This window comes from Pseudomonas sp. TSO6 (genome assembly GCF_056098905.1).
In genome coordinates this window covers 60,317-69,077 of the sequence record NZ_JBLZWV010000073.1, presented here as the reverse complement: position 1 = coordinate 69,077, position 8,761 = coordinate 60,317, and the positions used below count along the sequence as shown (strand labels likewise).

Below are 8,761 nucleotides of genomic sequence, written 5' to 3'. Positions count from 1 at the left end.
CGGCAAGCCAGCTCCCACAGGTAATGCGCCAGTTTCGAGGTTGGCGCCATCCCTGTGGGAGCTGGCTTGCCGGCGATGAGGCTGGTTTGGTCGAACTCAGTCGGTGCCGTACTTGGGCGACCGAGGCCCGTAGAGGATCCCGCCATTCGGGTGCGGCGTCAGCAGGCGCGCACTGGTCATGCCGGCAATCGGGTATCCCGCATCATCCTGCACGCTACTGATGATCTGGTTGACCGCCGCGACGATCAGCATGCCAATGATGCCGCCCTGGTTCTGCTGGTTCTCCTGGCTGGAGGCTGTGGCGCTGCCCGTCCACAGGGTGGCACCGGTCTTCAGGTCGACCAGTTTGGCATTGGCGGTGACGATGGTCGCGCTGCTCAGCACCATATAGCGGGTGCCGTAGTCCGATACCGTCACATACAGACCAGCGTCGGCGCCGAAGATCTCATTCAGTTTGGTCGTCGGCAGCTGGTGGATGTCGGCCGGTGTGGTCATGCCGTTCTGGCGGAATGTTTCGTCCACCAACGCCACAGGCATCACGTAGTAGCCGGCTTCGGCCAGCGGATAAGTGACCTGCGACAGCATGCTGTAGGTGGCCTTGACGTCTGGAGACTCGTTCAGCGGCGGCAGGATCAGGATCGACTTTGGCCGGCTCTGCTTGTAAGCCGAATAGTCGATGGTCTGGCGCTCGGCACAGCCCGCGAACAAGGCCAGCACACAGGCGCCAAAGAGCAACCGGGAAATGCGCTGGATCATTGCTTGGCCCCCTTGCTGGCGTTGTTCACCAGCATGTCCATATAGGTTGCCGATTCCGGGAACAGAGCCTTCTCGGTGCGGAACTGCTGGATCATCTGGTCATCCTTGCCCAGGCTGGAGTACAGCAGCCCCAACTGTGCGTGATAGCCAGGCGGCACAGCGCCGTTTTTGGCCTTGATCTTCTCCAGGTCGCGCTCCAGCGCAATGGCCTGCTCTTCTTTCGAGTCGCCTTTGAGGTAGCCATACACCTGGGGTTGATAGCTTTCCCACTGGTACAGCGGCTTGGGCGCGTTGCAGCCGGCCAGCAGGAGGCCGCCCAGCACGAGGCCAGCGCAGCTGCGCATGGCGGGTAGGGTGATGCTCATTGAAGAAATCCTTCCTGGAATGAGTGTATTACTGGGCCTTCGGGTTCCACTGGCCGTTATCGACCGCGTTCACCAGTTTGTTCACGGCTTCGCGCATGGCCAGGTCAAGGACTTTGCCGTTGAGCGTCGAATCGTAGCTGGCGGTGCCGCCAAACCCGATGATTTCCCGATTGGACAAGGCGTATTCGCCTGCGCCCTGGCTCGAGTAGACCACTTCGGAGGTGCTGATGTTGACGATGTTCAGCGCAACCTTGGCATAGGCGATCTGGGTTTTGCCGCGGCCAAGAATGCCGAACAGCTGGTGATCGCCGACTTCCTTGCGGCCGAACTCGGTCACGTCGCCGGTCACCACGAAGTCTGCACCTTTCAGGCGTTGGGCCTGGCCCTTGATGGCTGCTTCCTGCTGGATTTCACCCATGTTGTCGCGATCAAGCACGCTGAAGCGGTTGGTCTGCTGCAGGTGGGTGATGAGGATGGTCTTGGCCTGCCCGCCGAGGCGGTCAACGCCATCGGAGAAGATGCCGCGCATGTAGCTGGAGCGGTTGTCGAACTTGCCTACGGCAATCGGGGCGCGCACGCCGCTGTAGGGGCGGTTGACGCTTTCGACCTGTTGCACGGCAACAGCAGTGGACGTTTCAGTGGCGCAGCCGCCGATGGACCCGACAGCCAGGGCGGCTGCCAGCACGAGTCCTTGTGATGCGTATTTCACGCGATTTCTCCAGGGGATTGAAAAACTGCTACAAAAATCGCCGGCAAGCCGGCGATCAGATGAATACAGGAAGGTCAGCGTGGTTTGCGATTGGTAATCAGGGTACCCACGCCGCTGTCGGTGAAGATCTCCAGCAGCACCGCGTTCGGTACGCGGCCGTCGATGATGTGCGAGCTGTTCACGCCGCCCTGCACCGCATCCAGTGCGCACTTGATCTTCGGCAGCATGCCGCCGTAGATGGTGCCGTCGGCGATCAGTTCGTTGACCTGCTCGGTGGTCAGGCCGGTCAGTACCTGGCCCTGCTTGTCCATCAGGCCGGCGATGTTGGTCAGCAGCATCAGCTTCTCGGCTTTCAGCGCCTCGGCTACCTTGCCCGCCACCAGGTCGGCGTTGATGTTGTACGACTCACCGTTGGCGCCCACGCCGATCGGCGCGATCACCGGGATGAAGTCACCCTTCACCAGCATGTTCAGCAGGTCGGTGTTCACGCTCACCACTTCGCCCACGTGGCCGATGTCGATGATTTCCGGGGTGGTCATCTCGGGTGTCTGGCGGCTGACGGTCAGCTTGCGGGCGCGGATCAGCTCGGCGTCCTTGCCGGTCAGGCCGATGGCGCTGCCGCCGTGGCGGTTGATCAGGTTGACGATGTCCTTGTTGACCTGGCCGCCCAGCACCATCTCCACCACGTCCATGGTCGCCGAGTCGGTGACGCGCATGCCGTCGATGAAGTGGCTTTCGATCGACAGGCGCTTGAGCAGGTCGCCGATCTGCGGGCCACCACCGTGGACCACCACCGGGTTGATGCCCACAGCCTTCATCAGCACGATGTCACGGGCGAAGCCTGTTTTCAGCTCCTCGCTTTCCATCGCGTTGCCGCCGTACTTGATCACCAGGGTCTTGCCGACAAAGCGGCGGATGTAAGGCAGTGCTTCGGACAAAACCTCGGCTACATGGGAAGCGGCATCGCGATCGAGGGTCATGCAGGGCTCCTGTAAGGAACAGATAGTCGGTCAGAACGGCAGTTGCAGCTCAGGCTCAACCCGCAGCAACTGGGTACGGAATACATCCTTGATACGTTGCAATTCGGCGTCGCTGTCGGCCTCGAAGCGCAGCACCAGCACCGGCGTGGTGTTGGAGGCGCGAACCAGGCCCCAGCCGTGGGGGTAGTCGACCCGCACACCATCGATGGTGGTCAGGCTGGCTTCGCCCCAGTCGGCGTCGCGTTGCAGTGCATCAATGATGCTGAATTTACCCTCGTCGGTCACATCAATATTGATTTCCGGCGTGGAAATATCGTTTGGGAAGGCGGCAAACAGGTTTTCGGCGCTCTGCCCGGCCTTGCTGAGGATCTCCAGCAGGCGCGCAGCGCTGTAGATGCCGTCGTCAAAACCGTACCAGCGTTCCTTGATGAAGATGTGGCCGCTCATCTCGCCAGCCAGCAGCGAACCGGTCTGTTTCATCTTCTTCTTGATCAGCGAATGGCCGGTCTTCCACATCAGTGCGCGGCCGCCTAGCTGTTCGATCAGCGGGGTCAGGCGACGGGTGCATTTGACGTCGAAGATGATCTCGGCGCCCGGGTTGCGTGCCAGCACGTCCTGAGCAAACAGCATCAGCAGGCGGTCGGGGTAGACGATGCTGCCGGTGTTGGTCACCACGCCGACGCGGTCGCCGTCACCGTCGAAGGCCAGGCCAATGTCGGCACCGGTTTCCTTGACCTTGGCGATCAGGTCTTCGAGGTTTTCCGGCTTGCCTGGGTCTGGGTGGTGGTTGGGGAAGTTGCCGTCGACTTCGCAGAACAGCGGGATCACTTCGCAGCCCAGGGCTTCGATCAGCTGCGGTGCGATCACGCCGGCGGCGCCGTTACCGCAGTCCACCACCACCTTGAGCTTTTTCGCCAGCTTCACGTCGTTGACGATCTGCTGGAAGTAGCGGTCGAGGATCTCGACCTTTTCCACGCGGCCTTTGGCACGGGTCAGGTCGTTGGTTTTAAGGCGGGTCAGCAGGGCCTGGATCTGTTCGTTGGCCAGGGTGTCACCGGCGATGACGATCTTGAAACCGTTATAGTCCGACGGGTTGTGGCTGCCGGTCAGCATCACGCCCGACTTGCCGGCCAGCACGTTGGCCGCGTAGTACAGCGCCGGGGTGGGCACCAGGCCGACGTCGCTGACCTGGCAACCGGCGTCGACCAGGCCCTTGATCAGCTGTTCGACCAGCATTGGGCCCGACAGGCGGCCATCGCGGCCTACAGAAACCTGCGGTTCACCCTGGGCCAGGCTCTGCGCGCCGATGGCGCGGCCGATCCAGTAGGCGGTCTGGGCGTGGAGGGTTTTGCCGACCACGCCGCGGATGTCATACGCGCGGAAAATGCTGTCGGGTAGTGCGGCGGGGACCAGGTGGGCCATATCGTTCATCTCTGGAAGCTCCGTTAGTCAAAGGCTTTCTGGGCAGGCGCAGACTGAACGCTTGGACGGTGCTTTCGCCAGAGAGTTCGCCATCCTTGGCCTGAACGGTCATTTGCCGGCTCAGTGGCTGCCGGAGTGACCGAAGCCGCCAGCGCCACGCTGGCTTTCATCGAACGCTTCGACGATGTCGAAGTGGGCCTGTACCACCGGGACCAGCACCAGCTGGGCGATTCGTTCGCCAACCGCGATGGTGAACGGCGTATTGCCACGGTTCCAGCACGACACCATCAGCTCGCCTTGGTAGTCCGAGTCGATCAGGCCGACCAGGTTACCCAGCACGATGCCGTGCTTATGGCCCAGGCCCGAACGCGGCAGGATCATCGCCGCCAGGCCCGGGTCGCCGATGTAGATCGACAGGCCGGTAGGGATCAGCAGGGTCTGGCCTGGCTCGAGGACGGTGTCCTCCTTGAGCAGGGCGCGCAGGTCCAGGCCGGCGGAGCCGGGGGTGGCGTAGGCCGGCAGGGGGAATTCGGTACCCAGGCGTGGGTCGAGGATCTTGGCTTGAAGAGCGTGCATGTAACTTATTGAACCTGATTGAGCCGATCGGCGATGAAGGCGACCAGTTGCCGGGCGATCTTGCCCTTGCTGGTCTGCGCGAAGAGGGTCTGGTGCTGCTGGCGGTCGATCACGGTCAAGGCGTTTTCTTCGCTGTTGAAGCCGATGCTGGGGTTGGCCACATCATTGGCGACGATCAGGTCGAGGTTCTTGTCCTTGAGCTTGCGCGTGGCGTAATCGAGCAGGTGTTCGGTTTCGGCGGCGAAGCCGACGCTGAACGGGCGGTCGCTGCGGCCAGCAATGGTGGCAAGGATATCGGGATTGCGCACCATCTGCAGCAGCATGCCGTCGCCGGTCGTAGGATCTTTCTTCAGCTTTTGCGTGGCAACGACTTCCGGGCGGTAGTCCGCAACCGCTGCCGAGGCAATGAACAGGTCGCACGGCATGGCCGCTTCACAAGCCGCGAGCATATCCCGCGCGCTGACCACGTCGATGCGGCTGACCCGGTCGGGGGTTGGCAGGTGCACAGGGCCGGTGACGAGGGTGACCCGAGCCCCGGCCTCGGCAGCCGCTTCGGCCAGGGCGAAGCCCATCTTGCCGGAGCTATGATTGGTGATGTAGCGCACCGGGTCGATGTTTTCCTGGGTCGGGCCGGCGGTGATCAGCACGTGCTTGCCGGTCAGCGCCTGGCGCTTGAAGCTTTCTGCGGCGCACCAGGCCAGGTCGGTGGCTTCGAGCATGCGGCCCAGGCCCACGTCGCCACAGGCCTGGCTGCCGGACGCCGGGCCGAACACCTGGATGCCACGGCTCTTGAGCAGTTCGAGGTTGGCCTGGGTAGCCGGGTCGCGCCACATGGCCTGGTTCATGGCTGGGGCCACGGCGACGGTGGCGTCGGTGGCCAGCACCAGGGTGGTCAGCAGGTCGTCGGCCATGCCCTGGGCCATGCGCGCCATGAGGTCGGCCGTGGCCGGGGCGATCAGCACCAGGTCGGCCCACTTGGCCAGTTCGATATGGCCCATGGCCGCTTCGGCGGCAGGGTCAAGCAGGTCCATGTGCACCGGGTGGCCCGACAGCGCCTGCAGGGTCAGCGGGGTGATGAACTCGGCACCACCACGGGTCATGACGACGCGCACCTGCGCGCCGTGCTCCAGGAGACGGCGGATCAGCTCGGCGCTTTTGTAGGCGGCAATGCCGCCACCCACGCCGAGAACGATGCGCTTGCGATACAGCCGCTGCATAGGCTTGCCTTTTTCCAGTGAGAGCGGGCGGCGACGTTTGAAATTGCCTGCGGCAGTACGTCGCATGTACGAGGCGAAATAGATTAACACAGGGCCGAAATGGGCCGCAGCAAGGGGCAGGGATGAATATCAGGGAGTGGCCGGCTGAAGAACGGCCGAGGGAGAAGTTGTTGCAGCGTGGGGCTGCTGCGCTGTCGGATGCAGAGTTGCTTGCCGTACTGCTGGGCTCCGGGGTTGCCGGGCGCAATGTGCTGGACCTTGCGCGAGGGCTGCTGGTGCGTTTCGGCGGGCTCAGGCAGTTTCTGGAGGCCGAACGGGAAGCGGTGCTGCGCGAGCCGGGCATTGGCACCGTGAAATACGCACAGTTACAGGCGCTGTTGGAGATTGGCCGGCGTTATCTGGATGAGAACCTGGAGCGCGCAGCCGCGCTTGAAGGCCCTGCGGCGGTGCGGCGCTATCTCAAGGCCATGTTGCGTCATGAGATCAGTGAGGTATTCGGTTGCCTGTTTCTGGATACCAAGCACCGCCCATTGGCGTTTGAGATCCTGTTCAGGGGCACGATAGACCGGGCCAGTGTCTACCCGCGGGAGGTAGTGCGGCGGGCACTGCTGCACAACGCGGCGGCGCTGATCCTGTGCCACAACCATCCTTCAGGCAACAACGAGCCGAGCCAGGACGATGTGCATCTGACCTTGTCGCTGAAGCGGGGGTTGGCGTTGATCGACGTGCGGGTGCTGGACCACATCATCATCGGCGACGGGGAGCCGTTGTCGATGGTCGAGCATGGGTGGATTGTGGCGTAGGCAGGTCAATTGCGGTCAGGGCTAGCACGCGCCTGTCTTGAGGTTTGTGGTGCCTGGGAGATCGAGCGCCGCCCGCGCGGCGCTCGATCTCCCAGGCGCCACAACGCTTAAGGCAGGCGCCCCAAAACTCACTTGGTCACCGACACCTTGCTGAAATCCAGCCGCCCGAAGGGGCTCACCTGGTACCCCTCCACACCTTGGCGCAGCAGCGTCGCCGCCTTCGGGTGCGCCAGCGGTACCCACAGCGCCTGCTGCTGGATCAACGTCTGCGCCTGCTGGTACAGCCGGCTACGCACACTCTGGTCGTTGGTGGTGCGCCCGGCGCTGATCAGCTGGTCCAGGCGGTTGTCGCAGAAGCGGGCAAAGTTGGTCCCCGATTCGACCGCAGCGCAGGAAAACTGCGGGCTGAGGAAGTTGTCCGGGTCGCCGTTGTCGCCCGCCCAGCCCATGAACAGCAGGTCATGCTCGCCGGCCTTGGCGCGGCGGATCAACTCGCCCCATTCGATTACGCGGATCTCGGCCTTGACGCCGATCTTGGCCAGGTCGGCCTGCAGCATCTGCGCGCCAAGGCTGGGGTTGGGGTTGAGCAGGCTGCCCGACGGACGGGTCCAGATGGTGGTGCTGAAGCCATCGCCCAGGCCGGCCTTGGTCAGCAGGGCCTTGGCTTTTTTCAGGTCCAGCGGGTAGCCGGGCAGGTCCTTGGCATAGCTCCAGGTGCTGGGCGGGTAGGGGCCGTTGGCGGCCACTGCGGAGCCTTCGAACACGGCCTTGAGGTAGGCCTGCTTGTCGAACGCCAGGTTGATGGCCTGGCGCACTTCCGGTTTGTCCAGTGGCGGGTGCTGACTGTTGATGGCGACGAAGGCGGTCATGAAGGCCGGGGTGGTGGCCACCCTGAGGTTGCCGTCCTTGCCGGCTTCGGCAATGTCCAGCGGCTTGGGCGACAGGGCCACCTGGCACTCGCCACGCTTGAGCTTCTGCAGGCGCACGTTGGCATCGGTGGTGATGGCGAAAATCAGCGGGTCGACCGCCGGCTTGCCGGCAAAGTAGTCAGGGTTGGCGCGATAGCGCACCACGGCGTCTTTCTGGAAGCGCTGGAAGACGAACGGCCCGGTGCCAATCGGCTGGTTGTTGAGCTTCTCGGGGGTGCCGGCCTTCAGCAGCTTGTCGGCATATTCGGCGGAGTAGATCGAGGCGAAGCCCATGCTCAGCGTGGCCAGGAATGTGGCGTCCGGGTGGCTGAGGGTAAAGCGCACGGTGTTTGGCGCCGGGGCCTCGATTGCCTTGATCAGGCTGCCCAGTTGCAGCGACTGGGCATGCGGGTAGCCACCCGGTGCGGTCTTGTGCCAGGCATGGGCGGGGTAGAGCATGCGCTGGAAGCTGAACAGCACATCGTCGGCGTTCAGCTCACGGCCTGGCTTGAAGTAGGGGGTGGTGTGGAATTTCACGCCATCGCGCAGGGTGAAATCATACACAAGGCCGTCGGTCGACACTGTCCAGCTGGCCGCCAGGCTCGGCACCACCTTGCCTTGCGCCGCGTCGAACTCCACCAGGCGGTTCATCAGCACGTCAGCTGTGGCGTTGGTGGTGGTCAGCGAGTTGTACTGCACCACGTCGAAGCCTTCGGGGCTGGCTTCGCTGCAAACGCTCAGCGGCGCGGCCTGGGCTACGCCGGCAGCGAACAGGGCGCCGGCGGCGAACAGAGAGTTGAACAATAAGGAAAGGGCGGCAGCACGCATGGTGGCTCCTTGGCTGTCGGTGGCCCATCTGCCAGTGCAGTCTGGAAAAGGCCTACCCTAGTGTGCCTGCCGGTAAATGACCACACCCTTTTTTACAAATCTGGCGACGAGCGGTCGACGGCTGACGGGGCCTGCCGCTATGCTGGCCCGGCGCGTTCTGGCTTGCGGCAATGTGTATCTACTGTTGTTGCAAGCAA

Annotated in this window: 8 protein-coding genes and 1 pseudogene; 1 reads left to right on the top strand and 8 read right to left on the bottom strand. The window is 63.3% G+C overall.

All coding sequences use genetic code 11. The annotated features are described in order from the left end of the window. Positions 1-96 precede the first annotated feature (96 nt). The 7 genes and pseudogenes from ACN6NG_RS29200 to coaBC all read right to left on the bottom strand — a co-directional run bounded on the left by ACN6NG_RS29200 (position 97) and on the right by coaBC (position 6,025). Positions 97-756: a DUF799 domain-containing protein gene (locus ACN6NG_RS29200; protein ID WP_063422517.1), complete on the bottom strand. Its 660-nt coding sequence runs from the start codon at positions 754-756 to the stop codon at positions 97-99. Next, on the bottom strand, positions 753-1,121 hold the full coding sequence (locus ACN6NG_RS29195) for a DUF4810 domain-containing protein (RefSeq protein ID WP_063422515.1): 369 nt from the start codon (positions 1,119-1,121) through the stop codon (positions 753-755). The genes ACN6NG_RS29200 and ACN6NG_RS29195 overlap by 4 nt, the downstream gene beginning before the upstream one ends. A gap of 28 nt (positions 1,122-1,149) precedes the next feature. Then, positions 1,150-1,830, bottom strand: coding sequence for a CsgG/HfaB family protein (locus ACN6NG_RS29190; RefSeq protein ID WP_063422513.1), 681 nt, complete (start codon positions 1,828-1,830; stop codon positions 1,150-1,152). 74 nt (positions 1,831-1,904) lie between these two features. After that, the gene (gene argB, locus ACN6NG_RS29185) at positions 1,905-2,810 is read right to left on the bottom strand and encodes an acetylglutamate kinase (RefSeq protein ID WP_004575216.1); all 906 of its coding nucleotides are present in this window, start codon (positions 2,808-2,810) and stop codon (positions 1,905-1,907) included. Positions 2,811-2,840: 30 nt separating this feature from the next. Further along, a pseudogene (locus tag ACN6NG_RS29180) lies at positions 2,841-4,208 on the bottom strand (phosphomannomutase/phosphoglucomutase); the annotation flags it as partial. A gap of 144 nt (positions 4,209-4,352) precedes the next feature. Then, positions 4,353-4,808, bottom strand: a complete 456-nt coding sequence (gene dut / locus ACN6NG_RS29175; RefSeq protein ID WP_063422509.1) for a dUTP diphosphatase — start codon at positions 4,806-4,808, stop codon at positions 4,353-4,355. Between the two features lie 5 nt (positions 4,809-4,813). Beyond that, positions 4,814-6,025: a bifunctional phosphopantothenoylcysteine decarboxylase/phosphopantothenate--cysteine ligase CoaBC gene (coaBC, locus tag ACN6NG_RS29170; protein WP_016489816.1), complete on the bottom strand. Its 1,212-nt coding sequence runs from the start codon at positions 6,023-6,025 to the stop codon at positions 4,814-4,816. 122 nt (positions 6,026-6,147) lie between these two features. Between coaBC and radC the strand changes: the two genes are divergently transcribed. Then, positions 6,148-6,828, top strand: a complete 681-nt coding sequence (radC, locus tag ACN6NG_RS29165; protein ID WP_061204041.1) for a RadC family protein — start codon at positions 6,148-6,150, stop codon at positions 6,826-6,828. 128 nt (positions 6,829-6,956) lie between these two features. Here the strand turns inward: radC and ACN6NG_RS29160 are convergent, their stop codons facing one another. Further along, positions 6,957-8,564, bottom strand: a complete 1,608-nt coding sequence (locus tag ACN6NG_RS29160; RefSeq protein WP_353457197.1) for an ABC transporter substrate-binding protein — start codon at positions 8,562-8,564, stop codon at positions 6,957-6,959. Positions 8,565-8,761 lie beyond the last annotated feature (197 nt).

Bases quoted from the DNA above. Each gene is read 5' to 3' on its own strand.
- ACN6NG_RS29200 (WP_063422517.1), bottom strand. From the start codon at position 756: ATGATCCAGCGCATTTCCCGGTTGCTCTTTGGCGCCTGTGTGCTGGCC.
- ACN6NG_RS29195 (WP_063422515.1), bottom strand. From the start codon at position 1,121: ATGAGCATCACCCTACCCGCCATGCGCAGCTGCGCTGGCCTCGTGCTG.
- argB (WP_004575216.1), bottom strand. From the start codon at position 2,810: ATGACCCTCGATCGCGATGCCGCTTCCCATGTAGCCGAGGTTTTGTCC.
- dut (WP_063422509.1), bottom strand. From the start codon at position 4,808: ATGCACGCTCTTCAAGCCAAGATCCTCGACCCACGCCTGGGTACCGAA.
- coaBC (WP_016489816.1), bottom strand. From the start codon at position 6,025: ATGCAGCGGCTGTATCGCAAGCGCATCGTTCTCGGCGTGGGTGGCGGC.
- radC (WP_061204041.1), top strand. From the start codon at position 6,148: ATGAATATCAGGGAGTGGCCGGCTGAAGAACGGCCGAGGGAGAAGTTG.
- ACN6NG_RS29160 (WP_353457197.1), bottom strand. From the start codon at position 8,564: ATGCGTGCTGCCGCCCTTTCCTTATTGTTCAACTCTCTGTTCGCCGCC.